Source organism: Paenimyroides tangerinum (assembly GCF_003865405.1).
In the GTDB taxonomy this organism is placed as follows: Bacteria; Bacteroidota; Bacteroidia; order Flavobacteriales; family Flavobacteriaceae; genus Flavobacterium; species Flavobacterium tangerinum.
Window position 1 is genome coordinate 63,014 of sequence record NZ_RQVQ01000010.1, and the last position, 26,665, is coordinate 89,678.

Below are 26,665 nucleotides of genomic sequence, written 5' to 3' on the forward strand. Positions count from 1 at the left end.
CGAGTGGGTGGTTTTAATATTTTATTTCAGTTTTACAAATTTTTGGGTCATGTCCATAATATAATTAACTCCTTCCACTGTTTCCTCCTGAAAAATATTCAAGTGCAAGTTATTTGAATCTAATAATTCTATTGTGAAAGTATTTCCGTTAGTGATTGTAAATGTTAATTGGTCACCATTTCTAACATAAGTACCCTCCCCAGATTCTTCAGTTGCTGGAGTCGTACCTGAAGCTGGATTATAAATGTAATACTTCATAGTATTATCAGCAAAAAACTCATATTGATTTATTAATCCTGTTTGTTTAACTGGGACATCTTTTTCGTCCATCATAATTTCCCCATCAATTACCATTTTCATATCTACTTTTTCAAGATCCCATTTCCCTAATAATTCATTTTGAGGTTGTGGCTGAACTTGATTGTCTGAAGAGTTATCATCGCTTGAGCACGAAGTTAAAGTTGTTAATCCTAATGTTAATGCTAAAAGAATTATTTTTAAGTTTTTCATTTTATTGAAATTTAATTTAAAATTTTTACAAAAATAAGACTAAAGTTAAGTTATGCAATTTTTTTGGTCAATAACTAATCCTTTTTCCAGGTAGCATTTCAATTCGTAAACAATAAATTAGATAAAAGTATCTTTTTTTAAAATGGCGAATATTTTAACCGAATATAGCGATAGAGTTCGTTATACACTTCATAACAATACTTACGGAACAATTTCAATTACTGATCCAATAGGTTGGGATGAAGACGAAAAAGAGTTTTCCCGAAATAAAACCTATCATGGGATTTTCACAACGCTTTCAAATAGCTTAAAATTTACCAAAGACGCTAAAGATTTTATAAAATTGGTTTATGATACTTTAGGGATTAATGCCGATTTACGTTTAGTAAAAGAATCTAAGAACTCAATTACTGATGTTTGGGAGCAATCTTATAGTGGATATCTTGATTTATCAACTTATGAAATTGAAAACAATCAAGTTTCTTGCAAGTTTAATTCTGGAGGTTTAGAAAGTATTTTAAAGTCTAGGGAAGGTGACCAAGTTGAAATTGACCGTAGAGATACAATAGATGAAAAACCTATTGAGGAACTTCAAACGGTTGAGGTTGAAATTGCGGGTAGACGTATATTTTTAGAATCAATTTGGGAGGTTGAGCCTATGAATTACTATCAAGAATTACGTGTTGAAAGTAGGGATGGAAACACACGCACTATTTCTGGGGGAATTGGAACAAAATTAATTAAGAAATCACACGATGAAGCCGGCACCACATTTTCTGGCGTCACTGGTACATATACTAACGGGGTTACATCCTTTATGCTGTTGACTCCAGTAAATAGGCCCAGGGAGTTTCAAGTGTCAATAAAAGATTTAATTTTTCAGTGTTATTCAATTTACGGATCAGTTGATTGGGGACACGCAAATATTACATTAGTGCGTTACGGCGATGGTAGTAATTACACGGTTTTAGAGAGAATTGATTTATGGTTAGCTCATTCAGAAAATAACACCCCGCCAATTTATGGGGGGAATTATGGGGGAGTTCAAACGGTTAATCATTATAGGGAAATTGTTTTAAATCAAAATGAAAGCTTAGGTTTAGAAGTGTTGCTCCGAGCTGACTTAATTAGTGGTGGGGGAACTGGTAATGTAAAAGCTGATTTTTGGTATAAATTTTCAAAAGGAAGAATCGTAATTACTGAGGATTCTCATTTTGACAAAACAATAACAAAGGCGGTCAGACCTTTTCACCTAGCTGAAAGATTAATTGAAATAACTACAAATAGAAAGAATGTTTTACGTTCAGAGATTCTATTATCAGGAAACTTTAAAAACTTATTAATCACCCATGGTTTTTGGATTAGAGGTTTTGATAAAAGCTTGGAACAAAATGAAAATCCTGAGGATAATAGATATAAACCGCTTACTACTTCTTTTAAGGATTTTATGTCCTCATTTTTTGCTGTTGCTAATCTTGGGATGGGAATAGAAAGAAATGGTCAGAGAGAAATTATAGTTATTGAGGATTTGAAATACTTCTACAACCGTAATACGACAATTAGATTACCATTCCAGGTTAAGAATGTTAAGCGTTCGGTTGATAGCTCGAGATATTATAGTTTATTGGATTTTGGTTTCGAAAAAGGTGGAAGCTATGAAGAGGCACAAGGTCTTGATGAATATAATTTAAAAAATAGTTACACAACTTGTATTCACAGATTAAGCAATACATATAGCGCATTATCAAAGTACAATGCTGATTCAACAGGGGTTGAGTTTACCAGAAGAAAACCTTTTTCAAACTATTCAACAGAGGACACAAACTACGATCAAAACGTTTATTTCTTAGACGCAAAAGCGATTGGCCCAACTAATAATTATACTGTGCGTTTGTGGCAAGATGATTTTCAAAATGCACCTTTGGGAATTTATTCTCCAGAAACGGCTTTCAATTTAAGAATTTCGCCTTTCAACAATTTACTTAGACATTCTTGGTATTTTGGGGGCGGTTTGGCTAAATACCCAGCCGATAAAGTGAAATATGCCAGCAGTTCTGGAAATAGTAATTTGAAAACCATTTACAAAGAAAACGGAAGTTTAGTCAATAGCAATTTAGAACGCTCAAGATTTGTTCCTGAGATTGTAAAATTTAATCACGTTTGTACAGACGAAATTTTAAAAATGGTCGAAGGCAAATCGATAATTCTTGGTAAGGAACTTCTAAATGTTTATGGTCTAATTGAATTTATAAGTGAAAATAATGAAATCGAAAAAGGATATTTATTGTCTTTAAAACCAAATGGGGTTGGGCAGTGGGAACTTTTAAAATATAATAAATAATGGAAGAACAACTAACTGAATTAATATTAAATCCAATAGATTCAATTGTTGAAAATAGTTATTTTCAAATTCTACTTACAGATTCTAGTTCTGAAATAAGAACGGTTCACGATTTTTATTTCGTAAAAAGTAGAATGAAGCCTAATCATGTTGCTATTAGCGATAGGGTTGAGCTTACTATGGCTAATTTATCACGAGCAATCAATTTGGATTTACCTCTTGTTTTTAAATCCGAGGTTCTTCAAGATTCAAGAGTAAAGATTGCAATATTAGATCCTAAATTGGTCATTTCGGACGTAATTTCGTTTAACCCAATTACTAAGTTGCCAATTTTTGAAAGCGAAATTATTGCTGTTCCATTTGAAATATTTGAGATTAAATCAGTTGCTTTTTTGGCATCGGATTTTGTTGCCTGTTCACAAGTAAAAGTTAGGGTACAAACAACCCTAGTAATGACTTCATATTGTAGAGGTTTATTATGTAATGCTGTTAATAGTTCTACTATTGAATTCACCGCAATAAGAGGCGTTCAGATCATATTTAAAGCAGTTAGAAATAACTTATCTAGATTACGAAATATAAATATCCCACCTTTATTAAACGAGCCTCAAATATCTGTTTTTAATTCTCCTTTTGGGGCAACGGCTACTGCAACTATTGCGAATTTTGGTGGGCTAAACCTTCAATTTTCTTTAGACAATACTAATTGGCAAGCCTCAAATGTTTTCAGCGGTTTAGATATTGGTAATTACACTTTGTATGTAAAAGACCATTTAGGTTGCTCGAAAAGTAAAACGTTTTCTGTTTTAGAAAATAGCTACGGGGCAAAACCTTATGTTTTTATATCAAAGGAAAACTCATTTAGATTTAAAGAACCTAGCGGTAATTATTTAAACGATGAAAACCAATTTTTTAACCAAAGCACAAATGCTATTAATTATTGTTTTGAACAAAGATTTTTAAATACAGATGTTGTTACAACACAGTTTAAATCAAACTTTCAAGGAGTTGAAGTTTTTGTTATGGATTTGGAAACAAATTCTATAACGCAATTAGCTGTTACAAAAAAAACAAATAACATTGGGTTAAAACAGAAGATGTCAGGTGTTAAGAAATATAAAATAACAAATTTTCAATTCGGAATTTACTTTGAATCGGGGAGTATTTTAAATTATGATACAAATACACCTGAACAAAACTACGCGCTGAACGGCTCTCTTCCAATTTGGGCTAAACTCGGAAACTTTATCAATATTGATGGAGCATTTTATCAAATAAATTCGATTGGTTTTGATGAGAATGTAAATGCTGAGGTTTTGATTTTTGACGGATTTATGATTGAATTTACTGAAGAGGTAATTGCCTCAAGTGTATATAATCTTCAAGAATATGAAGTTTACGAATTTGATTTAGATTTTAGTTATTACCCAAATGCAAAAGTTCAAATTGAAATTAAAAATTCAGATCCTAATTTTGGTAATTACAATTGGATTTCAGAGAGTATTACTTCTCAGGAAGATTTAGATAATCATATTGAAATTCGTTATTATAATTCAACCAATACAAATGTGATTTATTCAACTGAAATCCAACATTTATTAAGAATCCCTTACAATAAGACTAAGGCAGTGGATTCTGATTCAAGTGAAAACTACAATACCGATACAAATACGTATTTGTTAGACTCAAAAGTTTATGAAATAACGGAGTTTGATTTAATGCCTTTACCGCTTGAGCTTTGGCGTAAAGTGAAAATTGCACTTTCGGTTGATACTATTTTTATTGATGGGGTAGGTTATTCGAAAAATGCAGAATTTACTAAAGAAACTTTAGGAAGCACTAATTTATATAAGGTAACAGCTCAATTAATTAAGAATGGATTTATATTCAATTCAAGTATGAACTCAAATGAAATTATAATCGAAAACCCAGTAACAAACATACCTGGTTTAATTGAAAATAACTCAGATGGATTTATTCAATATTAGTGGTCAATAACTCAAAGACCCTTTTCTTTAATTACGAAAGAGATTTAATGATATTAGATTAAATCTCTTTTTTTATGTCATTAATCGATACGCTTATAAAAAAGGTTGAAGAGCTTACAAAGGCGGTAAATTCAATTCGATCATCATCCAAAAAAATACACGAGCTCCCTGATTTATCAGGTGAGGACGTTTACGTTGCGGCGAGTAATGGTAATGAAACGGGAAAAGTTTTGTTACAAACACAAAATTTAATTCCGCCGCCAACAATTTCTAATTCTTGGAAAGATATTGAGCTTTTACCATCTTCCAATTTAATTTTTAATAGAGATAATACATCAATTAATCTTATTACAAACAGAAATTCTTGGGGTGTAACGATTCCTAATATAAAAGGATTTGGCAGGAGCGAACCAACTGATGGATTAAATGGATTTTTGCGTAACGGTAGCTCTGAGTTGATAGTTATAAAGCATAATTTATTAAGTATCCCAGGGATAACAATTCCTTTTTTCCTATCCAGCGGTTCCGATTATAGTATTAAGCCTAATGAGATTTTAAGTTTTAAATATTCATCGCTTAGAAATAGATGTGAAATAAGCGTTTATGATTTTAGTGCAATCACACCTTTAACTCCAAAATCCGAAGTATTCAGAATTTCTCAGGAACATTTAGATTCAGAAAATGTTGTTTTTGAATTAGAAAGTACCCCATCTGAAAACGAGTTTCTATTTGTGTTTTGTAACGGTCAGCTTTTGAATAACGCTGGAATTTCAGTCGTTGAAAATATTCTGATTATCGACAAAAAGACAATCGAATATGAGTTTAGGGTAGGGATGAAAATCACGGTAAACTATAAACATTGATTCCATGGGAAATGAAACAAGTAAAATCTCACAAGAACAAATCGATGGTAATATAGTTAATTCTGTTTCTGGGCCTTCAGTAAATCAAACAGACCCAAAGAATCCAACGATTCCAGAAATTCCTTCTGTTGTAGATGTCGCTAACAAAGCAAACAAAAACGGAAGTAATACAGAAGGTGGTGCTTGGTTCATAGATTCTTTAATGTCGGATTTATTGGCTCGAAATAATCGTATCCTGAGAGTTCTTACATCAAGAGATACTATTGAGTACGGAAATGAGGATTTGATTCGTCATCTGTTTGTTTTGAATGAAGATGCGAACAATCTGATGATTCGATTGAAAAATGGTGATGTCGGTTATATCTGGAATACACTGAACTTGAATCCGTCTGATTTTCTGAGCAAAGAAGGTGGGACTGTAGAAGGTGTTTTGAATTATCAAGCTGATTTTTCTGGAAACTACAACGATAGAAGTTTAGTTGACAAAGCTTATGTGGATTCAAAGTCAGGTAAAGAAACGGTAATCATTGGCGATGATACAAGTACTTATTTTGAGATTCCGCACCAACTTAATTCAATTGATGTATTGATTCGTGTAACACGACTCAGCGATGGAATTACAGTCCATTGCGCATCCAAACCAACCGACGAAAACACAATTGTTATTTCACTTAAAGAGCCACCGCAAAAAGACGATTATCAGGTGGATATTTTCAAAATTTTATAATCAATTTAAAACAATAAATTATGCCAGAAGAAATTCTAAAACCGATACACTATGTAAATGGCGACCTCGAAGTTTCGGGTTCGGCAAAAATCAAGGAAGTTAAAAATGGTACTGGTTCTATCGTGACATACGACGAAACTACAAAAGAACTTAAAAAGCGAACAGGTACTCAGATTATTGAGGACTTAAATCTTGCGGCTGCATTTGAGGTTGTACCCGAAACTATTTCGAAGACATCGACCAATTTAACAACAGAAAACGGTCACACTCACGAACTAGCACAGGATGTTAAGAATGATATAGCTAAAGGTGTTACAGCACATGGTTATGGAAATCATGCTCAGGCGGGTTATTTAAAAACTGAGACCGACCCAGTATATGTTGCTTCGATTACTAAACAGATGATGACTAAAGGTATCATTCTTGAAAATGCAGATTTGAATACTTATAATGAAACAGGTATCTATACTCAAGGTGCAAATTCAATAGTTACTACTTTTTTAAATTGTCCTACAAACAAAGCGTTACAACTTGAAGTTACATCTTCAGCAGGAATGGTTTACCAAAGAATTACAGACCATGTTAATAATAAAATATATAATAGAAATTATGCGGGTAGCCAATGGTTTCCTTGGAAAACCGTAGCGTTAACATCTGATATTCCTTTAGCTCAAGTATTGAGTTTAGGTCCTGAACCTGGTCAACTTAATCTATCAGGTGGTGGCGGAAGTGTTCAAATGAATAATTTAAAGAATTCATCTATAGATTTATTGTTGGGTAATATTTATGGTAAATTAGGTTCTTTTTCAGACGCATTACCAATTGGAGTACTAAATGGTTTTCATACTGTTGAAAATGCCTTTATTGACGGTATTGTATTTGGTCATAATGGTGGTACAAAACAAAAAAGAGCTATTTATGTTAGACATGGTCAAGCAGAAGTTTTAAGATATGCTACTAAAAATACTGAAACGGCTGAATGGATTCACAGAATAATTGCAGATAGAGAATGGGTTCAAGCTAACTATCTTCCAGCCTCACAAACGTACACTAAAAATCAAGTCAACGATTTATTAGCCCCAAAGCTTGATATTGAAGATTTGGATGGTTTCGTAAACAATGTAACTTACAACGCTGCTAACCATAAAATTACCTTTTTCAAGCAAAATTCGCCAAATATTGAGGTTGACTTACCAATTGAAAGCTTAATTAAGAACGTTGTTTTAAGCGGTAATAATCTTGTTTTTACGTTTGAAAATAACACAACAGTTTCAGTTCCATTGAACACTCTTTTAGTTGGCGTTGTTAAAGAGGTAAATGGAAAAGTTCCAAACAGTCAAGGGGTAATTACTCTTGAAATATCTGATATTCCAAGTTTATCAAGTGCTTTGGATGGTAAATCAAATATTCGTTTATCAAATGTAGTTTCTGATTTAAGTGTAGCAGAAAAATTAGCCGTTAGAAATAAAATTGGTGCTGGAACAGTTAACTCGGTTTCAATTTCATTACCAGATGGTTTTACGACTGGAGTATCTACAATTACTGATTCGGGAACTTTTAATATAACATTCGTACAAGGTTATAGTTTGCCAACTATAGAAAGCCAAAATGAATGGGATTCGGTTGTTGATGAGGCAGTAAGATTAAGCGGTGACCAAGAAATCGGAGGAGAAAAAATAGCTTTAGATAAGTGGACGTTCGTTAAACAAGTGGTTATTCCTGAAGGTGTAGAAAATAACGATGCTGTAAATGTAAGACAATTAGGAACTAAAGCTAATCGAAGTTTAGATAACATTCCGTCTAATTTAACTACTCTAGAAACTAATGTAATTAAACAGAAATTAAAGATTGACAACCTGCAGAATACAGGTAACACTTATCCGCTGATAATGTCTTCTGAGTTTACCGAGATTTTGACATTGATTCCTGAAGTTACAGTTGAAAATGCTGTTGCTTATGTGCGTAATAGAAATTTAATTGTTTCAATTACGTTAAAGAATGCAACTATTGCGAATACAGATGTTGTTAGTGTAAATTCGATTGTTAAGCTCTTCAGTTTACCACCGGAAATTATTGATATTCTTCAAGCAGAAATTACAGCAATTGTTCCACAAGTTAAGTTGACATCTACAGATGTTTACTCGACGGCTACAAATAAAATGTTTTTGGATTTCGAAGACAAATCAATCAAACAGCCGTTTAGATTAACATTAAGAAGTAGCTCATCTACTATATTTTACGCTGAGTTTGAATGCTTGGATATGGTGTAGAAACTTCGTGGAGGATGAAGTATAAAAAGTCCTCCAGAATTTAAAAAAGTTTCTCACGCTATTTTTAAACACAAGCCCGCAAGCCTCTGGAGGACATAAGTCTTCTGGGGTTTGCGGGTTTTCTATGTTTTTAAGCGTGAGAATAACAAAGATAAACTTAATAAAACAGAATTACAAAGTGGCAAAGCAATTTAGTTATAAACCACAATACGGAGTTATTGTGATTTGTGAAACAGAGGAGGAACAAATAAAAGTATTTGAAGAATTAAAAGAAAAAGGATTTAAATTAAGAATAGTAACAACATGATAATCAAAATAAATAATAGTACAAAAGACTTTGAAAGTTACAGAGCACAACGCGTAAAATCATTGTTTAACGCCGAGGACGGTAGTAGTTTTAAACTAGAAGCAAATATAGATATTGACAATCTAGATTGGAATTTAGGACTTATAGTTGGAACCTCAGGCTCAGGAAAAACGTCAATAGGTAAGCAAATCTTCGGGGAGAATAGAATTTACGACCTATATAAGAATTGGGATTTTGATAAACCCATTGTTGATTGTATTGCACCAAACGGAGATTTCAACGAAGTAACCGGGGCGTTGGCTTCTGTTGGTTTGGGCGATGTTCCAAGTTGGCTTAGACCTTTTCACGCTTTATCTAACGGGCAGCAATTTCGAGCGGGATTAGCACGTTTGGTTACTGAGGCTCCAGGCGAGGTTGTAGTGGATGAGTTTACCTCTGTAGTTGATAGACAGATTGCTAAAATTGGGGCGTTAGCTTTTGCTAAAGCCTGGAGAAAAAACAAAGGAAAGAAAGCAGTTTTACTGAGCTGTCATTACGATGTTGCTGAGTGGTTGCAACCCGATTGGATTTATAATGTGAATACCGGTGAATTAAAAAAAAAACGGAAATCGGATCTAGACCAAAAATCAAACTTGACATTTGGAAGGTCAGTGGAAGTTACTGGAAACTATTTAAAGAGCATTATTATTTAGATTTACCCCATCCACCCGCAGCCGAATACTTTGTAGGAACGATAAACGGGGAACTGGTTTGTCACGTTGCAGTTTGTCCAATGTTTACGGCTAAAGCATATCGCGCAACTCGATTAGTTACAATGCCTGAATGGCAAGGTGCAGGAGTTGGAACTCGATTTTTAAATGAAATCATGCAATACCATTTAGAGGGAAACGGAAGGAAAGGGCAAAAATTCCCGACGTTTTTTCACACCTCACATCCACAATTAGCAGGTTATTTACGATTTAGTGATAAGTGGATTCAAACAAACGCAATACTTTTTGGTGCGAATAAATCAAGAAGTAACGCGAGTATAACTAAAACCGGAAAAGGAACAATTTCAGGCTGCGGTTATGGCGGTCACTTTCGAGCCGTCCAAAGTTTTAAATATTTAGGAAATGAAAAATGATAAGTTAAAAATATTCATAAGTGGTCAGAAGTATTTTGGTATGGAAGTACTTCGGCTTTGTTTACAATTAAATTTTATTGAGGTAGTTGGTATATGTTGCCCAATAGATGATAAATACATTGGAAAGTTGGCAAGTATAAACAAAATACCAATTATACCTTCCGGAACATTAAATTATGATTCCATGCCAGAAGGAGTTGATTTAGGAATTACGGCGCACTCGTTTGATTACATCGGAAAGCGTTCAAGATATAAAGCTCGTTTAGGTTGGATTGGTTATCATCCGAGTCTACTTCCAAGACACCGAGGGAAATCCTCTATTGAGTGGGCAATCAGAATGCGAGATGCTATTACCGGAGGAACGGTTTTTTGGTTAAATGGAGGAATTGATCGTGGGGATATTGCCTCTCAAGAGTTTTGCTTTGTAAATCCGAAATTGTATGGATTAGAGCCCAAAAAAGCAGCCAAGCGATTATGGGAATCAGAACTTCAAAATATTGGATTACGTTTGTTTAAGAAAACGCTTAATGATATTAACCAAGGTGTTTTCATTCGTAAACCACAAGAAAAAGAGTTTAGTACATTCGAACCTTCAACAGATGTAAAAGACGTCTTTAAGCCAGATTTATTGATGATTGAGCAGTTTTCTGTTTGTAAATAATAAGTAAGTTATCAAACTGTAGTTTGTTTTTAGTCTGTTAAATTTGATGAAATTTACAGTATTGTTTAATTTTTTTTATAATTTTATTACAAAACACCAAAAAAAACAATTTATGATAATTAAAAACAGAAATTTAGAAGAGTTTGAATATCAGATGCTTCTTACAGTGGACAAACATATTTATTATGAAATAAATGTACACACGATAGACTATAAAGACATTTGTGGTATTGACAATTTTATTTTTTTTATAACTAAACGAAAACCTTTTGGTTATGAAATTACATCAAAATTTATGGCGAATACAATAGATACCTTTTATGAAGTTTTAAAAGATATTAAGCTACATTGTAATGAAAAATTATGTGTCATTCCTAGTGCATCTTTTAATAATAAAAGTATTGAAGAATTATTCAAGCAGATAAAAATAGGACATTTTTTAAAAAACATTAACTAAATAAATTTTATTGTAGTATAAGCCACCAATTCGGTGGCTTTTTTTGTTGGTCAATAAGTCAACACCCAAAAAGCAAATAAAAAAGTCTTTAAAATCTATTTTAGATAAAACAGATTAATAATCAATGAAATAGATTTTAATGAGAAAATTATTTGCACAATTAGTACTCTTTACTGATAGTTCGGTGAAATGGGAGGACAAAATTTACTACGCTTTCAATGTGGTCGCCCACTTGGCACCAATAGCGTTTCTTTTAAACTTGTTTAATTGGTGGTGGACGGATAACCATCAATTCGGAACATTTCTTTGCTGTTCCCTTGTAGCCAATATGATTGTTGGCTGCTATTATCATCTTAAGAAAAACACCTTTAGCTGGAAGCTCTTTTTAGGCAGAAACATTGAAATGACCTTCATAGTCATTATTGGCTATGTTATGTTAGAAATGTTGCGATATACTGCAGGCGATAATTTGGCGGGTGAAATTTTCAGAATTCTTATTCAAATAAGTACGCTTTTATTTCCAATAAGCAAGGTTTTGAAGAATATTTTCATTCTGAGTAAAGGAAAATATCCTCCAAAGTTCTTTATGCAGCGGTTATACAATTTCGAGAAAACTGGGGATTTAAAGGATTTATTTGATAAAGATGATGAAAAATAGATTAATCTTATTAGACAACGGACACGGGGAAGAAACGGTAGGCAAACGTTCACCTGTATTACAAGATGGTTCACAATTATTTGAATACGAATTTAACCGTGATATTGTAAAGCGAATTACCAAAACATTAGATAAAGAAAAGATTGAGTATGTGGTTCTTGTTCCTGAATTAAAAGATATTTCACTTGCCGAAAGAGTAAAACGTGCGAATGCTCATCACGCTGAATGTGGAAAACATACTTGTCTGATTTCTGTTCACGCAAATGCTGGAGGTGGTACTGGATTTGAAGTTTTTACTTCGGTTGATCAAACTAAATCTGATGAATTTGCGCAGATAATGTTTGATTGTTTTAAAGAAGAATTTCCTGAACAGAAAATGAGAAGTGATAGATTGGACGGTGATGATGATAAAGAATCTAATTTCTACATCTTGAAAAACACCAATTGCCCAGCAATGTTAACGGAATCTTTTTTCATGGACAATTTACAAGATTTAAAAATTTTGATGTCTGAAAATGGGCGTTCAAGAATTGCAAGAGCTCACGTTAACGCAATTAAAAAAATCGTAAAACTTTAATTAATTTTAAAATGAAACATCTATTACTAATAGTATTCGCAGCGATAGCCTTAGTAGGTTGTCGCAGCGTTAAAAAGGAAGGAGCAGAAAAAAAAATTCATTATGAATTAGTAACAACGCTTCGAGATTCACTTGTAATTACGCACGAGAAAAAAGAGACGATCACCGAGCGCATAATTGAGAAATCGGAAGATAAAAAAGAGAAAGCGGACAATTACAAACGCACCGATAAGGACGGCACGGTTCACGAATTTAATAATTACAACACTGAGGTTAAAACCGATGAGAAAGTCACGGAAAACATAAAACAATTAACCGAAAAATTCGATATGTTACAAGTTCAATTTTCTGAACTCCAAGAAAAGTATAACGAACTCGAATCTATATCAAAAAAAGAAAAAGAATTTGATTTTGGTTCTGTATTATGGATTCTGTTTGGAATTGCTGTTGTAGTCGGAATAGTTTATTTGTATCGGAAATACAAAAGTAGGTTTAAAATTTGGTAATTTATTTTTTTATAGACAAAGCGAGCTTTTAAACTCGCTTTTGTTTTTATTCTAGCTTTCATCTCGTGACCTCCGGGCAAGACGAAGGCTTAGCTATTATCCGCAGTTTTTTGTTAACTTTCCCGCACTATCTGATGCAATAATTAAACCTCCGGCTAACATAATAACGTCTTTTAAAACTAGCCGTCCTGCTGCTGAAAGGTAGGGAAAACCAAATTGTGGCGTTGGAAAATCTCCCCCTAAATTGGGAACATAAACTTCTGGTGTTGTGATAAGAAATGTTAATGTTACTAGTGACATTCCAAAAGTTAATAGGCCACCGATCATTCCAATTTTAGGAAACCAAATGCCTAAAAGAACGAATAAGCCAATGACACCAATCACGGTCCCCAAACCATAAGAAAATAAATAGGTTCCATTTTCTTTATGCCAATCTATATTTTTTTGAACGGTTTTTCCTTCAGGATTTTTATGCAATGTATATTCGGCAACGTTTTCTCCTTTTTCATTTAATGCAATTTTATTTGAATTATTGTAGAAAAAACCCATAAAAGGACTATTTGTAACAAATGGAACGATTCCGTCAGCTTCATATTGATACACTTTTAATCCACCGATCCATGCCATAACAACAAAGATTGAAATGCGAATTAAATTAATAAAACTGGATTGCTGTGATGCTAAAAATAATGCTAAATTTTTCATTTTATATAAATTAATGATATTAGCAAAATTAGAACATTCTATACTTAATAAGAATAGACAAATAAGTGAAAAACCTAGACTATTTTGCAGCGATGGAAATTCCTACATTTTTTCTATAAGAACTAGGCGAAACGCCAACGCTCTTTTTGAAATATCTACTGAAATAAAATTCATCTTCAAAGTTCAGTTCTTGTGCAATTTCTTTAATTGATTTATAAGTAAGATGAAGTAATTTTTTAGCTTCTAAAATTACACGTTCATTAATCAATTGCGAAGGTGACTTTGAAAACTGTTTTTTCACTTTTTTACTAAAGGCATCTGTTGATAGTGAAAATTCAGCGGCATAAAAAGTCATACTTCTTTCTGCTTTATAATACTTTTCAATCAAGTCTTGAAAGTAAATTAAATCTTTATTAGGTAATTCATTTGGCTTTATATCAGTTAGATATTTAGATTTTTCTTTACTAGAAATGGATAAAATTAATTGCAAATACGATTTAACAATCGAATCAGTAAATGGATTGACTATTTCATTTTTTATTTCATTTTCCATTTTTTCAATTGTATTTACAATTTCATCATAGTATGATTCATTGATGTTGAAAAATGGTTTTTCGTAGATATTATTGAATAAAATTCCGTTACATGAAATCATATTTTTGTGATATTCAATACAATAATAATCACCGTGAAATTGAATCAAATACAATGCTGACTCATTATTTTCTAACCATTTAAATTGCTGATATGGTGTTAAAAATAATATTGTACTGTCAGAACATTCATATTGGATTAAATTTATTTCAAATTTTGCAGAACCATTGAATACTAAAATTTGGTAAAAAGGACAGTTTATTGTTCTTAAAAAGTTTTTACTACTAATGTTTTGTATGGAAATCTGGTTCAATTGCGACGTTCTTTAAAAATTACAGCTAGCATATTATATAGGCGCAATATACTTATTTTATTCAAAGGGCGAAATTTTCGCTAAACATCTTTAAAATAATACAAGAATTAAATGGTTTTGAATTACATATTTTGTATTTTCTTAAAATACGTATCAGTTAAGATTACCTACCAAAAACTAACATAAGCGCATCTCTCATTTCTTGATTGGTGCGTTTTTCTATTTTAGTTATAGCCTTAAATTCAACAGCGTTTAGCTTTTTTCTTGTTGGCTTAACTTTGATATACTTTAGGTCGTAATACTCACACATTTCACATATTTTCTTTGCTTTTTCAAAGTTTGCCCCGGTACGTTCTCCGATTTTTGCATTGATGGCTGAAGTGCCTTGAACTTTTCTATGCCAATTAGACTTGTTTAAAAAACCACACTCAACATAAACTTTGATATTGTCTTTTCCAAAGGAGTTGATTAATTGACCAAATCGGTCAAAGAGTTCAAAGAAAGTAAGTGTGGTTAGTTCGGTTTGGTTTTGGTAGATTAGGGCAAAGCCCGATTTATCACAATCGGGATCAATGCCTATTTTCATTATTATCGTATTTTAGCTTGTTGAAATTTTAAAATATATATTCTGCTTGGTAATTAAATGCTCTACGTCTGAAATTGTTACAAGCTCAATTTTTTTACAATCTTTAATTAAAAATGATCTTTCATTTTGTGGATTATATTTTTTTGAAATAAATTTTATAAGATTAAATTGTTTAATTGATTCATTTTTTAGAATTTCTTCATTGAACAATTCTACAATATATTCATCCCTTAAATTTACTTTAATATCTAATGGATTTTCTCCAAAGAATTGAAAAAAAAGGAAATTTGGGTTAATAATTATTTTTTCGAACCAATAGTAATTTAATGGCTCATAAAATTCATTTTTTTTCTGAATGCTTGCCAAAGCATTTTTTTTATTAGAACAAACGATAAGAGTTTTCATATAGATGTGTGTTTTTTTTTATGTAATGTAGTTAATTTTTTAATATAAATATGAATTTTATTAAAAAAAAACATATAATATATAAAAAAAAACTTAATTCTATAGATAGTTTTTATGTATAATTCAATAATTTAGTTTTTAAAAATCATTAAATTATTTTGGTGTATATATCAATGAATATAGCCAATACCAAAATAATTACGCAGAACATTTTCCAATTGGATTTAAATATTTTTTCAAAGTTTCAATTCCTTCATATACGGCCTTTTGGTCTCCTTGATTTATGCAAATACTTTTTAGATTTCTATTTTCGTCTAATTCCGAAATATAGATTGAAATAAAGTTGGTATCGGCTAGGTTAAACAATGTTTTATATTGTCCCTCACTATTTATTAAGTAGCAAATTCTAAAAAGAGTTTCTAATCTATTCATAAATTAATTTTATTAGAATTATTAAAATAAGAAAGGCTACGAAAACGTAGCCTTGTGTGTTGAATCTGTTATTATTATTTGGTGGCTCGATATTCATTTTTAATGCTTTAAATTTTGAATACTCCGAGTTTGTATAGTTCCATTACTATATCTGCTTCATGGAAGGCGTCGTCCGCGCCCCTATGGGTTTCAATATATCCAGTATCTCCGAAAAAATGTTCCCAAGCTTCCTGAACTTTGGGCCATTTATAGCCACGACTTGAAGGAATTTTACAAATATCTGTGGAAAGCTTCATAGGGCAATCCAATTTTCTGGGAAAATGAAAACCTCTGTTTTCCATAAAGCCAAAATCGAATACATTATTAAAAGCCGTTGTTCCATTTTTATAGGATAATAAAATATCTTGAATTTCTTTTCTGACTTTATCGAGTGGGGGCGAGTGCCTAATTTCCTCAACCGTAAGGCTTGAATTATTGACTATCCAAGAGTTTTTAACTTCCTCAAGGGTAATTCCTTTTTCGTGAACAACTTGATCAAAAATGATTTTTTTATAACCTGTTTCAAGATCTAATTCTACAATTCCAATTTCTACAATTTTTCCACCTTGAGTTAGGAATCCGGTTGTTTCGATATCTAAAATTAATATTTCCATGGTTTAAAATTGGGTTAGAAAGGTAGGTCGTCGGGTTCAGACTCACCGTTAAACATTTGTGGTTGGTTTGGTCCTTGGTTATTTCCTTGTGGACTTCCAAAAGCTTGATTTGGTTGTTGATTATTTGGGTTTTGATTAAAAGTCGGTTGTTGGTATTGAGTATTTGTATTTCTATTATAATAGTCATCAACAGCCGAGCCATGCCCATGATATCCGCTTGTTGGATTTTGTTGTTGTGGTTGTTCGCCATCAATTCTCCAGCCTTGAATCGAATTAAAATAACGAGTTTCTCCTTGAGGATTTGTCCACTCTCGACCTCTTAAATTGATGGAAACTTTTACTTTTTGACCAATTTGAAGTCTATTAAGCAAATCACATTTGTCTTGGCTAAATTCGATTAAAATATGTTGGGGATATTGTTCTTCTGTTGTAACAACAATTTCTCTTTTTCTATAAGCCGAACTAACTTGTTGGGGCTGACCAATCATTTTTATAAATCCTGATATTTCCATTTTTTAAAGTGCCGCAGTTAAATAGTTTTTTAAATTTTCGCTCAAATAGCGCTTGTTTTTTATGATAAATGCCGATAATAATTCTTTTTCATCAATTTTTCCGTGTTTTAAAACAGCTTTAAATTTTAGATAAATGATTTTGTCTTCATTGTATATTTCGAGTCTAGTTTTAAAACTTTTGATTCCGAATATTACTGTTGCATGATCAACATCGAATAATTCCCCGATTTTTATTTGTGTCCAGAAAAGTTCATTTCGAAGATAATAAAAAGACATTTGTCTTGCAAAGACATATTTCTGTTTTCTTGATTTTAGAAAGATTTCATTTCCGTCAAAACCAAGTAATTCCGATATAGTTGTAATAATTAATTTTTTCATACGTTACGCCGTTTGACTGAGAGATAAAATTCGTTCCTGGATAAGATGAAGGTTTTCGTTTACAAGCTCAACGATTTCTTTATGATGATTGGAAGCCTTGTTTCCGTAGCCTCTCGACTGAGTTACTATCATTTCTTTTAATGATATTTCAACCGTTTCTTTTAGAACGTTGTTTACCCTTGCCGATAGAATTAGTGAGCCTTGTTTAGCGTAATATTTGTTTGTATAAACACAATGATTGTGCTTTTCACTTTCTTCAATGAACTCTTGAATGGTTTCCAATACTTTGATAGTAAGATTACCCTTTTTGAACTTTAATCCGAAGAATTTACCTTTTTCAATTTCGTATTGCTTTTGATCAAAGTTCATTTTTCTTTTTTGCTCGGCAATAGCTAATTTTTTATCTAGTTTACGTTTTTTTGCAACAAGTTTATTGTGTGCCTTATGTAGGTCTTTAGGGCAAACGAATTTTGAATTTCTTATATCCTTTTGAAAGTATTCTAAAAGTTCAATGTAATCAAAATAAATTCCTCCATCTATGGGGTTATAGTTATTTCTTAAACAAATTTTGACCGTATTCCAATATTTTGAAACCTTGTAAGAATCTGATATCGCTACTTTCAAAAGCTGTGTTTGTTTGGCTTTAAGAAGTGTTTCGGTTTTCGGACAATTAAAATTTAATTGACGTTTTAGCCCATCAAAACGAATATTTCCAAAATCTCCTTGGCAGCCTTTTTTTGAATATTGTTCTAAGAATACAGATTCCGGATGATAGGCAGAGGGATAAGGATTATAAGCGTATTGTTTGTAGTAGCCCGGATTTCTAACTTCCATTGGCCCGTAAATCGGTGTATCGCCGTAGTGGGTAAGCCTACTTATTAAATGAAAATCATTGTCTGTATGATACTGCTGAATACACTCCAAAACGTTTGTTTTCCAATGTTCTCCTTTTCGATAATTTACATCTATATGGAAATATCTAATCACTTGGTATTCGAACATATCTTCGGCAAAAGCGATATAATAGCTTTCGTGAAACTTTCTTTTTTTAGTTTCTAAAATATGTAATTCGCTATTGCACGACGGACAAATGGTTTCATTCTTAACAATATCTTTAGCCGAGTGAGAATTGCCACAAACACCACACCAATAGGTTTTACTGGTGCTAAATCCCAATTTAGTATTACAATCTGATAGGGCGTAGTTTAGTATTTTTTTATCTACACCCGGGGTTAGCCAACTAGAGTATTGAACTAACTGATGCTGCAGTTTAGTTCTTGGTTTCATACGCCCGGAAAGTCAAATAGTGAAACTTGGTTATTCGATTTTAACTTCACAACTTTCGGGCTCCTTTCTTTTACCTGTTCCTTTTGCTGTGTTGGAACTTTTTTACCTTCAAAATCCGAATGATTAACAACAACTCGTGCATTTATTGGTTTTCCAATTTTCAAATCATCTTCATCGTAGTAGTGCATAGCCATTTGAAAAACCTCTTCGTCGGCAAATCCATTACAACCAGAAGCTTGAACTTGATTTAAAATGTAGTTAATGCAATCGTCGATGTTTTTATTTTCTTTTGAAAGTGATTTTGCAAAAAGCTCATCTTTTTCAGCTTGGCTATTCAAATAGTCTTGAATAACATTTTTAAAATAATTAGATCCTTTCATGATTATGGTAGATTTTAGGAAATAAAAAAAGAGTAGGGGTTAGCTACTCTTTCGGTTTATATATTTTTAGTTTAATACAGATATCAATTCCTTTGGAGGTCTCTTCATTATTGAATTTCTTCATCAGTTTATCGAAGCCATTCTCCAAAGGCATAATTTTTTTTATTTGTTTGGTTGGCGTGGTATATACCGCCATACAATCCTCTTCGAAATTCCTTCCATCAGATTCGACAAATTCCTTGAGAAGATTATACTTTTCTTCAGGAGTTAGTTTGCTCACTTTTCTCTTTAAATTGGCTTGGTAATCTATCGTATTTCATTTTGATTACTTTATTAAAATGCTCTAACTGCTTTTCGCTCATAATTTTTAATAAAACACTCTTTCCCCCAACTAAGGTTTTCTTTCTAATAGTCGGTAAGTGAGATAAAAATTTCTTGTAGCCTTCAGACTTATGCATTAAAAAGAAAAGTAATTTGTTTTGGCCGTCGTACCTTTTATCTAAGCTTTTAATTTTACCAAAGTATTTTACTAAGAGCCCAACTTTAATATATTCATTTCTTTTTATTTTTTCAGATTTTAACTCATCTTGAAAAATTTCTTTCGCTTTAACGCTATCAATTTCCGAGATATATGATAGCTCTAGATAGTTAAGCTCAATTTCTAAATAATCCATATCTATAATTATTTCTGTTCTTTATTAAAATAAATTAAGTAATAGTACATTTGCTTTTCTTCATCCCAGCCTTTTTCAATGAATTGTTCTGCAGATTCTGGGTTTATTAGGTCAAGCTTTATTGATATGTTGGTGTCTAAGTTTATAACACTTTTGATTTTCTTTCTAGCGTCTGTTACTGCCGAATTTGAAATTTCAAAACTGCTTAAATCTTCGACAGAATATTTTTCTCCTTTGTCGGCCTTATAGTTTTTAAACTCGGCTTGTAGGTCTGGATTTTCGATTACTTCATTTAAAAAGTTTGTTTCTTCGAATTCATCGTTTTTAGCAAAATAGTTTACTGAACGATTTAAGAATAAAACTTCCTCTTTCTTATCCTCAGCCGGAAGGACAACATCCTTTGCAAAGTCTTGAACAAATTTTAAATATTTTTTAGTGTTGAAATTTTCATCTTGAAAAGCATCTACATTTAGAAAATGTTCTAACCAATAACGGGCATCGTATCGATTGCTATCAACTGATAAAATTTTATATCCTTCTTCTTTTTTGTGATTGAAAATAAGGCAGCCTTTATCAAGTTTTTCAAGTGAAATACCTTGTTTTAGATTCAGCTCTAATCGACTTTCTGCCTCGTTTATTTCAAAGTAATCCGATTTAATTTCGGACTTAAAAATTCCAATTGCAGCAACAATATTGTTATCAATTGAAACGTTTGTTAAGTAGGTCACGTAAACCTCTCCGTTTTTGATGTGTGGATGATTTGATTGGTCAAATAAATGCTTTGTTATTTTCTTTGATATTTTATCAAGCGTACTTGGGTTAATGAATATTTCAGAAACCAGATTAAACATTTCGTTATAATCTAAATCCACATCATGTACAAATTGAAAGTAGTTTTCTTCTTTTTCTCTGAAGGGTTTAAAGAAAAAATCCTTGATTAGCGGAGTAATTTCATCCGTAAGTTTAAGTGGTTCTTCTGATAAGAAAATCGGTTCGTTTCGACTTTTGTTTCCTACTTTGTGAATAAACAATTCTTCAATTTGGGTGTTAAATAAATTAATCATTGTGGTATAAAAATTTGGGTTATTTATTTGTTTTTAGCGTTCTTGGGGCGTTAGTTCCTTGAATGTATTTTACGCTTCTTTTTTGTTCTTTTTCGATTTTTTTAGCCATATTTAAGGCATTTATTGCCTCTTTTCGTTGTTTTTGTTGCTTTGTGTGTTTATTTTCTGAATCGTCTGCCATAACTTATTTTTTGAGGTTTAGTCTTCAAATTCGTTTAGAAATTCATCAAAATTTTTAAACTTTTTCAAGTAATTACAAACCGCTACGCTTTGGCTTTTTTGGATGATTATCGGGTTCCATTTTTTAGATTTTAATTCGGTTTGAAACGATTGTAAATCGATCTTTTTCAATGGATTTTTAAAGGCTTCTTGCTGAAGCTCTCGCTCGTGTTTTTTTAGCTCGGAGTTATAAAGCTCTAAAACCTGTTCTTGGCTTAAATTGATTTTGTTCTTAAGCTGGTTGTAGTAGATGAAAGCTGAATAATCAATTTCGTTTGATTTAAGGCTTTCGAAAAGTATCTTTCGATTAAGATTACTAATCTTTAGTTTTTCTTCGTTAGAAGGTTTAAAACCGATTAAATTTTGCGTGTTGTTAATCTTTTTTAGATTGTAGATGTGCAAATTTTGATTTCTATGCTCTACAAAGGCGTTTAAAACCTCGCCAAGTGAAATGCAATCTAAAATCCGAAATGTTTTTAATTGCGGCAATTCTTTCGCTGCGTACATCTTGAAGGCGGTTTTAACTTCCTCAAGGGTTAAATGCTTGAAACGATCTTGTAGAAATTCCGACAAAACAAGAGTTTGTGCATCTCGGTACAGACGCTCTTCGGGCTTGAATTGAATATTCAAAAGCGCAAAGAGGTAGTTGATGGTGCCGTCGATGACTTGAACTTGTTCGTTTTTAATTTTCGGATAATCCTCCTGCAGTTTGGCTAGTAAGGGCCTGCATTGCTCTTTCGCGGTCAAAGAAGTAAGGCTGTTTTGACTCTGAACTTGCAAAGTTTGTGTTTGTAATTGCTGTTCCATTTCTTTGATTTTCGTTTAAAATCCATTGGTATTTGAAGCCTTGCCAGCTTCTTTCTGCGCAAAGCTTTACTGCCTCGGCAATTGGGAAGTTGTTTTTATTGCACTCGTTCAAAAATGCGTTTAGTGCGGTTTCGGTGAAAGTTGCTTTTTTTGAAACTCGTACTTTGATCCAATCCTCGACGTGATTCAATTCCGCACCAAGTTCAAGAAGTTTGTTTTTGAAATCTTCCTTGGAAAAAGAAACCTTTTTTTGCGCAACTTTTTTGGAAGATTTTGGAAATTGTTGGTTTAGCCAAGATTGGAAATAAATATCTTCCGCGTTTTTTGATTCAAAATTTAATTTTTCAAAATCAATTTCAAGACCTTCCGCTTTTTCTAAAAATTTTTTTAAATCTTTTTCAAACGAATTTCTTTTTCCAGAGAAATTTTCCCAAACCTCTCTAATTTTTGAAAAATTGAAATTTTGATTTTCGCTATTATTAATATAATCTACGTTAGTAGATTTATTATATATATTATTATCTATTCTATTATGCGAGAAATTTGCATCGCAAACTTGTCGCTCTGCGACTGTTTTGCGAGAATTTTGTTTCGCGTTGCGAGAATTTTGCGAGTTTTTGCGAGAATTTTCAAATTCAAGAATTTCTTCATTAGTCATTTTTTCAATTTCATCTTTAGAAAGATGGCCGTGTCTAACTAAGTTTCCTTTAATCCCACTTATACTTTTTGAAGTTTTCATATTTTCTAAAGGCTCCATTCTTTCGCTAAATCCTTTTGAAAAGAAAAACTTTCCATCTTCTGTAAACTCAAACAAACCGAATTCCTCAATAACTGATTTTACCACGTCGGCACTCACACGAAAGTCAAAGGCTAAAACATTATAATCTTTGACGCTCATATAATTTGTGCTTTCAAGTAGCTTTTCTAAAATCATGAAATAAACTGCGTAACCTTCAGCTTTATGTCTCATTCGTACGGCGATAATTTTATCATCATTACGAGCGCCACCATCATGGCTGAAATAGAATTTATTTTTACTCATGATTTTATTTTTTTCTGTTATTTATAAATTCACTAACACTCTTATCTTTTTTTTGTCTATTACATTTTAAACATGCTGTTACTAGATTTTCATACTCATCTGACCCACCTTTTGAAAAGGGGACCACATGATCGATTTCGAGCACCCCTCCAACTTTTTTACAATATGCGCAAGTATAGTTGTCTCTTTTTAATATATAATTTGTTATTCTTTTCCACTCTTTAACGTTAGTTGAATACATTCTTTTTCGTTTAAAAAATTGGTCAAGTTCATCATTAATATCTGCTTCATAATTAAGTCTTTCTAAACAACAGAACTTTATAAATTCTTCGCGAAAATCTTCAACCTTATTAGAGAGGTTATTATTTTTAATATCCTCCTCAACTTGATTTCTATATTTTTTAGAGTGAATTATGTCTAATTTTTTTGTTGGTCTTGCCATAATTAAGTATTTAAGTAATACTCTTTAAATCTTGTTCCAGGAACAAATGAAGATTTGATATCTATATTATGATAGTCTTTCAAATCTTTAATTCTTCGTCTTAGATCGCCAATTCTATAGTTGACTAAGGCCGTAATAGTAGTAAGTCGTTCACCGCGCTGCAAAGCTTGTAAAACGATAACACACTGTTTAGAAAAATGCTTTTTATTCTCAATGAAATGTCTTTGGTTTTCGGGTAAGTTCTCATGGTGCTTTATTTCAATCATAATTGATAATTTTAACCTTGATACATTTGTAAGGCTTGCATTTCTGCTTTGCCTTTTGATATTATAGTCCGACACCATTCAAGCTGTCTGGAACAAGCTGCGTTTAAACGATCAGCCCAGTTTACTAGATGATTTTCTTCTCTAGTTAAAGTTTCGATGAATTTGTTTGAGGTACTTGCAGGTAACGAAATTAGACTTTTGATTTCCCTCATAACTTCGCTATTTAGTTTTTCCTCTCGATGAATTTTCGCATCGGCTAAAAGCTTTCCAGATCGAGCCATATAAACGGCAAGTTCATTTCCACGATAAACGGCTTCGTTTATATCTTCACTTTGAGTAAGTTCGAGGAAGTTTTGAATTTCCTCGAGCTCTGTTTGTATTTTTTCTTTTGGAGTGATCATTCAATTGATAACCTTTATTATTAATAGAAAAAGTCCAATCAATAAAATTGGAATCCAAATAGGAGCAAGAACCCAATCCCAACCTATATTTATTAGCTTAGTTAATTTAAAGAAAGCTAGGCAAGCTGAAATAAAGATTAGAAATGTAATCCAACCTTTGATTGATATATTTTGTAGTGGCATGATAATAAATTTATTATTCGTATTTAGTCCAATAAGTATCAATTGAATCGTTTAATTCTGTTATTTTTACTTGTGCTGAATAAATTCTAAATATTTTTTGTTCTACTCCACTTAGGTTAGCTGCCTTGAATGGTGTTATGTTTTTATTATTATTCCATATATCTTCAATACTAAAGCACCCCATATTTCTAAAATTTCCTTCTTTATCTCTGTAAATAACAAATCTGATGGCGCAATTTTTTGGTTTTTTATCAGCTTCGAAGTCAGCGTAAATATTAAGCCAGCTGTAATCAGATTCCTCAACAATAAAAGTTATTTTACCTTCACCATCGCTTGAGCCCTCTTTAGCACCTTCAATAACTAAATCAGCAATTTCTTGAAGTGTTATTTCAGTTTTATCAATAAAGCCAATTGTTTCAGAAATCATTTTTTGGATGGGTTCTAAATTTACTTGTTCAACTAAATTTTTATTAATTGTTTCTGCTATTAAAGCGTTGTAATCAATTAAATCAAACTTCATTAAGTTTATATTTAAGCACTCTGATATTTTCGTTTTGATTTGTTTTTTTATATCCGAATCCCAACGGAACATATCTTCAATAATATCTTTAATAGCCTTTTCAGCATTTTTTTCAATAATTTCTGGTACTTTTTCTGCTATTACTTTGTTTATAGCGTTTTGGGTTTCTTCGTTTAGGTTCATGGCTAAAAAGGTGTTTTGTTAAATAAAATATCTAATCCATTATTTGCAACGATTGTGTTTTTTCCGGTTGCCTGTGCAACTTTCTGTTGGAATTCAACCTCGTTTGAATTTGAATCTGATAAATGGATTAAGACGATATTATTGACTTGTGATAAATCATTTGCATTTAGTAGGTCAATACATTTCTGTATTGATAAGTGAGATTTTAAAACTCGATCTCGTAGAAATTTTTTATTTGCTTTTAATTTTTGGTCGATGATGTCCTCACAGAAATTAGCTTCAATAATTAAATTATTAAGTCCATTAAATTTGTAAGGAGAATAAAAACTATCCGTAAGAAATAGAGTGGTCCCGCATTCGGGATGATTTATTAGAAAACCAAGAGGTTCTTTCACATCGTGTCTTACATCGAATGGAATTACTTTAAAATTTCCAATTTGATAGAGTTTTTTAGCTTGAATGGTATTTGAGTTGTGGTGCTCAATCACGTTCGAGGCTTCGAGCGTTCCCTGACTCGAATAAAGTTTGATTCCAGACGAAAGAATATCTTTAACCGCCTTATTATGGTCACCATGCTCGTGTGAAAGCAAGCAACCCACAACCTTTGAGAAATCGAAATTTAAAGCCTCTTTAATCTTCTTAAAAGATACGCCACATTCTAAAAGCAAAATCTCCTCTTTATTATAGAGGAGATATGCGTTGCCAGAACTTCCGGTCCCGATTACTTTAAGATTCATATTTAGAAATTAGGTCCAGCTATTTCAAATTGTTGTGTTTCCACAACCATTTCTTGATGCTGCTCACGAATTTCGTTTTCGTCTATGATTTCAGCTTCTTCGATATTTTCAAAACCGATGGTTTCGTTGTTGGCGTTGTCTTTGATTTCTTGTTGCACGTTTCCTTTAGCGGTATCTACATATTCGTTTTCTTCTAACGGGTCATAAAGAATTGAATCATCTGAAGAACTAATCAATAATTTACAAGCTCTATTGATAACTGTTTTAACCGCCATTTGGTCTCCGAAGTTTTTATGTGCCGGTGAGTTTCCTTTTGAACCACCTTGTCCCCAAGCCGCTTGAATTTGTTTGATGTTCATGATTTCAACGTCTATGATTCCGTTGTTTAATTCATAAACTGCGTAAGCTCCTTTCAACATTGGGTTTCCGATACTTTCAAGAGTTTGAATATGCTTTGTTATTTTTCTTCTACCAGTTGTTGAATCAACTTCGAATTCAAATGTATCACCTTCAAAAATTGCGTTTGCTTTGATTGACTTTAAGTTTCCGTATCGTTTTGCAATTGCAATATTTCCAGCGTAAGAAACCGAACATTCCAATTTTTGTCCGTAAGGAATAAAGTAGCACTGTTTTTTAATTGGGGATACTCCGTAAACCACCATTTTTAAAAGCGCCTCTGCAACTGATGATTTATCGCACTTTTCGAGTAAGTTGTTCTTCGGATCTGAAAGTATAATGTAAGCAGATTTTAAAGCGTTCTCGACAACGTAATCCTTTGGTAAAACAAGTTCTCCAGATTTTTGAAAGGAATCAACCTTTGCTAATACTTGAGAAGAAATATCTTTTTTAATTTCTGCAACTTGTGTGTTTGGGTTTTGATTTGGTGTATTCATG

General features: G+C 32.2%; 35 protein-coding genes. 13 read left to right on the forward strand and 22 right to left on the reverse strand.

Annotation, left to right across the window (positions count from 1 at the left end):
- Window positions 1-21 precede the first annotated feature (21 nt).
- Complete coding sequence (locus tag EG240_RS05860; RefSeq protein ID WP_125018432.1) at window positions 22-510, reverse strand: lipocalin-like domain-containing protein; 489 nt, start codon at window positions 508-510, stop codon at window positions 22-24.
- A gap of 142 nt (window positions 511-652) precedes the next feature.
- On the opposite strand from EG240_RS05860, the gene EG240_RS05865 reads away from it, so the two are divergent.
- From EG240_RS05865 to EG240_RS05915, 13 genes are all read left to right on the forward strand, one after another.
- Window positions 653-2,851, forward strand: a complete 2,199-nt coding sequence (locus tag EG240_RS05865) for a hypothetical protein (protein WP_125018434.1) — start codon at window positions 653-655, stop codon at window positions 2,849-2,851.
- Window positions 2,851-4,839 carry a hypothetical protein gene (locus tag EG240_RS05870; protein ID WP_125018436.1) on the forward strand — a complete coding sequence of 663 codons (1,989 nt, stop codon included), beginning with the start codon at window positions 2,851-2,853 and terminating at the stop codon, window positions 4,837-4,839. The genes EG240_RS05865 and EG240_RS05870 overlap by 1 nt, the downstream gene beginning before the upstream one ends.
- 74 nt (window positions 4,840-4,913) lie before the next feature.
- Window positions 4,914-5,702 (forward strand): hypothetical protein, encoded by a 789-nt coding sequence (locus EG240_RS05875; RefSeq protein WP_125018438.1) that lies wholly within the window; start codon window positions 4,914-4,916, stop codon window positions 5,700-5,702.
- Between the two features lie 4 nt (window positions 5,703-5,706).
- Window positions 5,707-6,429: a hypothetical protein gene (locus tag EG240_RS05880; protein ID WP_125018440.1), complete on the forward strand. Its 723-nt coding sequence runs from the start codon at window positions 5,707-5,709 to the stop codon at window positions 6,427-6,429.
- A gap of 20 nt (window positions 6,430-6,449) precedes the next feature.
- Window positions 6,450-8,699 (forward strand): pyocin knob domain-containing protein, encoded by a 2,250-nt coding sequence (locus EG240_RS05885; RefSeq protein WP_125018442.1) that lies wholly within the window; start codon window positions 6,450-6,452, stop codon window positions 8,697-8,699.
- A gap of 178 nt (window positions 8,700-8,877) precedes the next feature.
- Window positions 8,878-9,006 (forward strand): hypothetical protein, encoded by a 129-nt coding sequence (locus EG240_RS16940; RefSeq protein ID WP_262674601.1) that lies wholly within the window; start codon window positions 8,878-8,880, stop codon window positions 9,004-9,006.
- A complete protein-coding gene (locus EG240_RS16655; RefSeq protein ID WP_203229287.1) occupies window positions 9,003-9,698 on the forward strand; it encodes a hypothetical protein in 696 nt (231 codons plus the stop codon). The genes EG240_RS16940 and EG240_RS16655 overlap by 4 nt, the downstream gene beginning before the upstream one ends.
- 80 nt (window positions 9,699-9,778) lie before the next feature.
- The gene (locus tag EG240_RS16660) at window positions 9,779-10,129 is read left to right on the forward strand and encodes a hypothetical protein (protein ID WP_397337530.1); all 351 of its coding nucleotides are present in this window, start codon (window positions 9,779-9,781) and stop codon (window positions 10,127-10,129) included.
- Window positions 10,119-10,790, forward strand: a complete 672-nt coding sequence (locus tag EG240_RS05895) for a formyltransferase family protein (RefSeq protein WP_125018444.1) — start codon at window positions 10,119-10,121, stop codon at window positions 10,788-10,790. The genes EG240_RS16660 and EG240_RS05895 overlap by 11 nt, the downstream gene beginning before the upstream one ends.
- Window positions 10,791-10,902: 112 nt before the next feature.
- A complete protein-coding gene (locus tag EG240_RS05900) occupies window positions 10,903-11,247 on the forward strand; it encodes a hypothetical protein (protein WP_125018446.1) in 345 nt (114 codons plus the stop codon).
- A 139-nt stretch (window positions 11,248-11,386) separates the two neighbouring features.
- Window positions 11,387-11,905 (forward strand): hypothetical protein, encoded by a 519-nt coding sequence (locus EG240_RS05905; protein ID WP_235830336.1) that lies wholly within the window; start codon window positions 11,387-11,389, stop codon window positions 11,903-11,905.
- Window positions 11,892-12,482 (forward strand): N-acetylmuramoyl-L-alanine amidase, encoded by a 591-nt coding sequence (locus EG240_RS05910; protein ID WP_125018450.1) that lies wholly within the window; start codon window positions 11,892-11,894, stop codon window positions 12,480-12,482. The genes EG240_RS05905 and EG240_RS05910 overlap by 14 nt, the downstream gene beginning before the upstream one ends.
- Before the next feature lie 11 nt (window positions 12,483-12,493).
- Window positions 12,494-12,988, forward strand: coding sequence for a hypothetical protein (locus tag EG240_RS05915; RefSeq protein WP_125018452.1), 495 nt, complete (start codon window positions 12,494-12,496; stop codon window positions 12,986-12,988).
- A gap of 96 nt (window positions 12,989-13,084) precedes the next feature.
- Here EG240_RS05915 and EG240_RS05920 read toward each other — a convergent pair whose 3' ends face one another.
- The 21 genes from EG240_RS05920 to EG240_RS06010 form a co-directional block, all read right to left on the reverse strand.
- Window positions 13,085-13,693 (reverse strand): DUF417 family protein, encoded by a 609-nt coding sequence (locus tag EG240_RS05920; RefSeq protein WP_125018454.1) that lies wholly within the window; start codon window positions 13,691-13,693, stop codon window positions 13,085-13,087.
- A gap of 79 nt (window positions 13,694-13,772) precedes the next feature.
- Entirely contained in the window at window positions 13,773-14,600 is an 828-nt protein-coding gene (locus EG240_RS05925; protein ID WP_125018456.1) for an AraC family transcriptional regulator, read from the reverse strand.
- 163 nt (window positions 14,601-14,763) lie between these two features.
- Window positions 14,764-15,186 (reverse strand): hypothetical protein, encoded by a 423-nt coding sequence (locus tag EG240_RS05930; protein ID WP_125018458.1) that lies wholly within the window; start codon window positions 15,184-15,186, stop codon window positions 14,764-14,766.
- Between the two features lie 12 nt (window positions 15,187-15,198).
- A complete protein-coding gene (locus EG240_RS05935; RefSeq protein WP_125018460.1) occupies window positions 15,199-15,591 on the reverse strand; it encodes a hypothetical protein in 393 nt (130 codons plus the stop codon).
- Window positions 15,592-15,789: 198 nt separating this feature from the next.
- On the reverse strand, window positions 15,790-16,023 hold the full coding sequence (locus tag EG240_RS05940; RefSeq protein ID WP_125018462.1) for a hypothetical protein: 234 nt from the start codon (window positions 16,021-16,023) through the stop codon (window positions 15,790-15,792).
- A 107-nt stretch (window positions 16,024-16,130) separates the two neighbouring features.
- Window positions 16,131-16,676 (reverse strand): 3'-5' exonuclease, encoded by a 546-nt coding sequence (locus tag EG240_RS05945; RefSeq protein ID WP_125018464.1) that lies wholly within the window; start codon window positions 16,674-16,676, stop codon window positions 16,131-16,133.
- Between the two features lie 14 nt (window positions 16,677-16,690).
- Window positions 16,691-17,188 (reverse strand): DUF3127 domain-containing protein, encoded by a 498-nt coding sequence (locus EG240_RS17070; RefSeq protein ID WP_125018466.1) that lies wholly within the window; start codon window positions 17,186-17,188, stop codon window positions 16,691-16,693.
- 3 nt (window positions 17,189-17,191) lie between these two features.
- Window positions 17,192-17,566, reverse strand: a complete 375-nt coding sequence (locus EG240_RS05955) for a helix-turn-helix domain-containing protein (RefSeq protein WP_125018468.1) — start codon at window positions 17,564-17,566, stop codon at window positions 17,192-17,194.
- A 3-nt stretch (window positions 17,567-17,569) separates the two neighbouring features.
- The gene (locus tag EG240_RS05960) at window positions 17,570-18,853 is read right to left on the reverse strand and encodes a PcfJ domain-containing protein (RefSeq protein ID WP_125018470.1); all 1,284 of its coding nucleotides are present in this window, start codon (window positions 18,851-18,853) and stop codon (window positions 17,570-17,572) included.
- Window positions 18,850-19,233 (reverse strand): PcfK-like family protein, encoded by a 384-nt coding sequence (locus EG240_RS05965; protein WP_125018472.1) that lies wholly within the window; start codon window positions 19,231-19,233, stop codon window positions 18,850-18,852. Before EG240_RS05965 ends, EG240_RS05960 begins: the two co-directional genes overlap by 4 nt.
- 260 nt (window positions 19,234-19,493) lie before the next feature.
- The gene (locus EG240_RS05970) at window positions 19,494-19,907 is read right to left on the reverse strand and encodes a hypothetical protein (RefSeq protein WP_125018475.1); all 414 of its coding nucleotides are present in this window, start codon (window positions 19,905-19,907) and stop codon (window positions 19,494-19,496) included.
- Window positions 19,908-19,915: 8 nt separating this feature from the next.
- Window positions 19,916-20,971 carry a nucleoid-associated protein gene (locus EG240_RS05975; protein ID WP_125018477.1) on the reverse strand — a complete coding sequence of 352 codons (1,056 nt, stop codon included), beginning with the start codon at window positions 20,969-20,971 and terminating at the stop codon, window positions 19,916-19,918.
- Window positions 20,972-20,990: 19 nt separating this feature from the next.
- Window positions 20,991-21,152 carry a hypothetical protein gene (locus EG240_RS16450; RefSeq protein WP_158611990.1) on the reverse strand — a complete coding sequence of 54 codons (162 nt, stop codon included), beginning with the start codon at window positions 21,150-21,152 and terminating at the stop codon, window positions 20,991-20,993.
- Window positions 21,153-21,169: 17 nt separating this feature from the next.
- Window positions 21,170-21,937, reverse strand: a complete 768-nt coding sequence (locus EG240_RS16455) for a hypothetical protein (protein WP_158611991.1) — start codon at window positions 21,935-21,937, stop codon at window positions 21,170-21,172.
- Window positions 21,873-23,039: a DUF4373 domain-containing protein gene (locus tag EG240_RS05980; protein ID WP_125018479.1), complete on the reverse strand. Its 1,167-nt coding sequence runs from the start codon at window positions 23,037-23,039 to the stop codon at window positions 21,873-21,875. The genes EG240_RS16455 and EG240_RS05980 overlap by 65 nt, the downstream gene beginning before the upstream one ends.
- Before the next feature lie 4 nt (window positions 23,040-23,043).
- On the reverse strand, window positions 23,044-23,481 hold the full coding sequence (locus EG240_RS16665; protein ID WP_203229288.1) for an HNH endonuclease: 438 nt from the start codon (window positions 23,479-23,481) through the stop codon (window positions 23,044-23,046).
- 2 nt (window positions 23,482-23,483) lie between these two features.
- Window positions 23,484-23,747, reverse strand: a complete 264-nt coding sequence (locus tag EG240_RS05990; protein WP_158611992.1) for a helix-turn-helix domain-containing protein — start codon at window positions 23,745-23,747, stop codon at window positions 23,484-23,486.
- Window positions 23,748-23,758: 11 nt separating this feature from the next.
- Entirely contained in the window at window positions 23,759-24,148 is a 390-nt protein-coding gene (locus EG240_RS05995; RefSeq protein ID WP_203229289.1) for a hypothetical protein, read from the reverse strand.
- Between the two features lie 196 nt (window positions 24,149-24,344).
- Entirely contained in the window at window positions 24,345-25,034 is a 690-nt protein-coding gene (locus EG240_RS06000) for a hypothetical protein (RefSeq protein WP_125018483.1), read from the reverse strand.
- A gap of 2 nt (window positions 25,035-25,036) precedes the next feature.
- A complete protein-coding gene (locus tag EG240_RS06005) occupies window positions 25,037-25,771 on the reverse strand; it encodes an MBL fold metallo-hydrolase (RefSeq protein WP_125018485.1) in 735 nt (244 codons plus the stop codon).
- A 2-nt stretch (window positions 25,772-25,773) separates the two neighbouring features.
- On the reverse strand, window positions 25,774-26,664 hold the full coding sequence (locus EG240_RS06010; RefSeq protein WP_125018487.1) for a recombinase RecT: 891 nt from the start codon (window positions 26,662-26,664) through the stop codon (window positions 25,774-25,776).
- Window position 26,665: the final 1 nt, after the last annotated feature.

What these genes read in the sequence shown, in the direction of transcription:
- EG240_RS05860 (WP_125018432.1), bottom strand. Translation starts at nt 510, where the DNA reads ATGAAAAACTTAAAAATAATTCTTTTAGCATTAACATTAGGATTAACA.
- EG240_RS05865 (WP_125018434.1), top strand. Translation starts at nt 653, where the DNA reads ATGGCGAATATTTTAACCGAATATAGCGATAGAGTTCGTTATACACTT.
- EG240_RS05870 (WP_125018436.1), top strand. Translation starts at nt 2,851, where the DNA reads ATGGAAGAACAACTAACTGAATTAATATTAAATCCAATAGATTCAATT.
- EG240_RS05875 (WP_125018438.1), top strand. Translation starts at nt 4,914, where the DNA reads ATGTCATTAATCGATACGCTTATAAAAAAGGTTGAAGAGCTTACAAAG.
- EG240_RS05880 (WP_125018440.1), top strand. Translation starts at nt 5,707, where the DNA reads ATGGGAAATGAAACAAGTAAAATCTCACAAGAACAAATCGATGGTAAT.
- EG240_RS05885 (WP_125018442.1), top strand. Translation starts at nt 6,450, where the DNA reads ATGCCAGAAGAAATTCTAAAACCGATACACTATGTAAATGGCGACCTC.
- EG240_RS16655 (WP_203229287.1), top strand. Translation starts at nt 9,003, where the DNA reads ATGATAATCAAAATAAATAATAGTACAAAAGACTTTGAAAGTTACAGA.
- EG240_RS16660 (WP_397337530.1), top strand. Translation starts at nt 9,779, where the DNA reads ATGTTTACGGCTAAAGCATATCGCGCAACTCGATTAGTTACAATGCCT.
- EG240_RS05895 (WP_125018444.1), top strand. Translation starts at nt 10,119, where the DNA reads ATGAAAAATGATAAGTTAAAAATATTCATAAGTGGTCAGAAGTATTTT.
- EG240_RS05900 (WP_125018446.1), top strand. Translation starts at nt 10,903, where the DNA reads ATGATAATTAAAAACAGAAATTTAGAAGAGTTTGAATATCAGATGCTT.
- EG240_RS05905 (WP_235830336.1), top strand. Translation starts at nt 11,387, where the DNA reads ATGAGAAAATTATTTGCACAATTAGTACTCTTTACTGATAGTTCGGTG.
- EG240_RS05910 (WP_125018450.1), top strand. Translation starts at nt 11,892, where the DNA reads ATGATGAAAAATAGATTAATCTTATTAGACAACGGACACGGGGAAGAA.
- EG240_RS05915 (WP_125018452.1), top strand. Translation starts at nt 12,494, where the DNA reads ATGAAACATCTATTACTAATAGTATTCGCAGCGATAGCCTTAGTAGGT.
- EG240_RS05920 (WP_125018454.1), bottom strand. Translation starts at nt 13,693, where the DNA reads ATGAAAAATTTAGCATTATTTTTAGCATCACAGCAATCCAGTTTTATT.
- EG240_RS05930 (WP_125018458.1), bottom strand. Translation starts at nt 15,186, where the DNA reads ATGAAAATAGGCATTGATCCCGATTGTGATAAATCGGGCTTTGCCCTA.
- EG240_RS05935 (WP_125018460.1), bottom strand. Translation starts at nt 15,591, where the DNA reads ATGAAAACTCTTATCGTTTGTTCTAATAAAAAAAATGCTTTGGCAAGC.
- EG240_RS05940 (WP_125018462.1), bottom strand. Translation starts at nt 16,023, where the DNA reads ATGAATAGATTAGAAACTCTTTTTAGAATTTGCTACTTAATAAATAGT.
- EG240_RS05945 (WP_125018464.1), bottom strand. Translation starts at nt 16,676, where the DNA reads ATGGAAATATTAATTTTAGATATCGAAACAACCGGATTCCTAACTCAA.
- EG240_RS17070 (WP_125018466.1), bottom strand. Translation starts at nt 17,188, where the DNA reads ATGGAAATATCAGGATTTATAAAAATGATTGGTCAGCCCCAACAAGTT.
- EG240_RS05955 (WP_125018468.1), bottom strand. Translation starts at nt 17,566, where the DNA reads ATGAAAAAATTAATTATTACAACTATATCGGAATTACTTGGTTTTGAC.
- EG240_RS05960 (WP_125018470.1), bottom strand. Translation starts at nt 18,853, where the DNA reads ATGAAACCAAGAACTAAACTGCAGCATCAGTTAGTTCAATACTCTAGT.
- EG240_RS05965 (WP_125018472.1), bottom strand. Translation starts at nt 19,233, where the DNA reads ATGAAAGGATCTAATTATTTTAAAAATGTTATTCAAGACTATTTGAAT.
- EG240_RS05970 (WP_125018475.1), bottom strand. Translation starts at nt 19,907, where the DNA reads ATGGATTATTTAGAAATTGAGCTTAACTATCTAGAGCTATCATATATC.
- EG240_RS05975 (WP_125018477.1), bottom strand. Translation starts at nt 20,971, where the DNA reads ATGATTAATTTATTTAACACCCAAATTGAAGAATTGTTTATTCACAAA.
- EG240_RS16450 (WP_158611990.1), bottom strand. Translation starts at nt 21,152, where the DNA reads ATGGCAGACGATTCAGAAAATAAACACACAAAGCAACAAAAACAACGA.
- EG240_RS05980 (WP_125018479.1), bottom strand. Translation starts at nt 23,039, where the DNA reads ATGAGTAAAAATAAATTCTATTTCAGCCATGATGGTGGCGCTCGTAAT.
- EG240_RS16665 (WP_203229288.1), bottom strand. Translation starts at nt 23,481, where the DNA reads ATGGCAAGACCAACAAAAAAATTAGACATAATTCACTCTAAAAAATAT.
- EG240_RS05990 (WP_158611992.1), bottom strand. Translation starts at nt 23,747, where the DNA reads ATGATTGAAATAAAGCACCATGAGAACTTACCCGAAAACCAAAGACAT.
- EG240_RS05995 (WP_203229289.1), bottom strand. Translation starts at nt 24,148, where the DNA reads ATGATCACTCCAAAAGAAAAAATACAAACAGAGCTCGAGGAAATTCAA.
- EG240_RS06000 (WP_125018483.1), bottom strand. Translation starts at nt 25,034, where the DNA reads ATGAACCTAAACGAAGAAACCCAAAACGCTATAAACAAAGTAATAGCA.
- EG240_RS06005 (WP_125018485.1), bottom strand. Translation starts at nt 25,771, where the DNA reads ATGAATCTTAAAGTAATCGGGACCGGAAGTTCTGGCAACGCATATCTC.
- EG240_RS06010 (WP_125018487.1), bottom strand. Translation starts at nt 26,664, where the DNA reads ATGAATACACCAAATCAAAACCCAAACACACAAGTTGCAGAAATTAAA.